Origin of the sequence: Methylicorpusculum sp. (genome assembly GCF_030651835.1) — a bacterium.
Classification (GTDB): domain Bacteria; phylum Pseudomonadota; class Gammaproteobacteria; order Methylococcales; family Methylomonadaceae; genus Methylicorpusculum.
The window spans coordinates 1-1,625 of sequence record NZ_JAUSBX010000115.1; the positions used below are offsets into that span (position 1 = coordinate 1).

The 1,625-nt window shown below is 51.2% G+C and carries 2 protein-coding genes; both read left to right on the top strand.

Features of this window, described 5'->3' with window-relative positions; genetic code table 11:
• Positions 1–867 (top strand): sulfate/molybdate ABC transporter ATP-binding protein (locus tag Q7V32_RS15195; protein WP_304897824.1); only part of this gene is annotated, 867 nt, incomplete at its 5' end.
• A gap of 11 nt (positions 868–878) precedes the next feature.
• Positions 879–1,625: LysR substrate-binding domain-containing protein (locus Q7V32_RS15200; protein WP_304897825.1), on the top strand; the 747-nt coding region annotated here is incomplete at its 3' end.

A 1,625-nucleotide genomic window follows, 5' to 3' on the forward strand; every position in this document is an offset into this window, starting at 1 on the left:
TTTCTAAAAGGCGACGATGTGACGCGCAAACCGGTTAAAAACCGGCAAATCGGCTTTGTGTTTCAACATTATGCCTTGTTCAGACACATGACCGTGTTTGATAATATCGCCTTCGGTTTACGGGTCAAACCGCGTAAAGAGCGGCCTTCGGAAACGCAGATCCGGGAAAAAGTCCATGCCTTGTTAAATCTGGTCCAGCTCGACTGGCTGCATGACCGGTTTCCCGATCAATTGTCCGGTGGTCAACGCCAGCGTATTGCTTTGGCACGGGCGTTGGCGGTAGAGCCGTCGGTCTTATTGCTGGATGAACCGTTTGGCGCCCTGGATGCGAGCGTCCGTAAGGATTTGCGCTTATGGCTGCGGCATTTGCATCATGAGTTGAACGTCACCAGTATTTTCGTGACCCATGATCAGGAAGAAGCGATGGAAGTGGCCAGCCAGATTGTCGTGCTCAATCACGGTAAGATTGAACAAAAAGGCACGCCCAGCGAGATCTATGATCATCCCGGCAGTGATTTTGTGTCCCGCTTCATCGGTCAGACCAATGTTTTTCATCTCAAACAGGATGACAATGCCTGGCTGCAAACGGCAGGTATTGCGCTGGATGATCCTCAAGGCATCATCGTCCACGTCCGCCCGCATCATATTGCAGTTGAAAAAGCCGCTGATCCTGCCGATGCGCCGGTTTATTTGCACGATTGGCAACATCTGGGCGGCACTATCCGGCTGGAACTGAACCGGCCGGGTGTCAACGGCTCGCCAGCGACGATCTACGCCGAAATGCCGAACGAGCAGTTCAAGGAATTGGCTTTGCAAAAAGGCGACCGGGTCGCACTAAAAATCAAGCACGCGCATTGGTTTAACTGACCTAATCAGACATGAATATCAGCCAACTCGAAATTTTGCGGTTATTGCAGGAAACAGACTATAACGTCACCAAAACTGCCGAGAAAATGCATGTCGTGCAATCGGCCGTCAGCCGTCAGCTGATTTTGCTGGAAGAGGAATTAGGGGCACCCTTGTTCGAACGCCATGGCAAAAGACTGCATGGTCCCACGCCATTGGGCCTGCGGGTCCTGGAGGAAGTCAATCTGGTCAATCAGGCGATGAAAAACATCCGGGCCTTGGCCGATGATTTTATCGACAATCGCAACGGCTTTTTGCACATCGCCACCACCCATACCCAGGCAAAATATTTTTTGCCGGGGCCTATCGCTACATTCAGAGCGCACTATCCCGGCATTAAAATCTATATCGAACAATCGTCGCCGAATAATCTGATTAATTTACTGCATCAGCATAAAGCCGACATCGTGATCTGTACGGAAAAGCTGGGTGACAATGAAAAACTGATCATTCAGCCTTGCTATCACTGGCATCATACCGTCATTGTGCCGATCGGCCACCCCTTGGCCAATGAAACCATCACTCTGGAACGCCTGGCCACCTATCCGATTTTGACTTACAGCCAGGGCTTTACCGGGCGCAGCAATATTGAAAAAGCGTTTGGAGATGCGGACATAGCGCTCGATGTTACCTTGGCCGCGGCCGATTCCGATGTGATTAAAACCTATGTCCGCCTGGGTTTTGGGGTTGGCATTATCGCCGGCATGTCCTATGAGGCA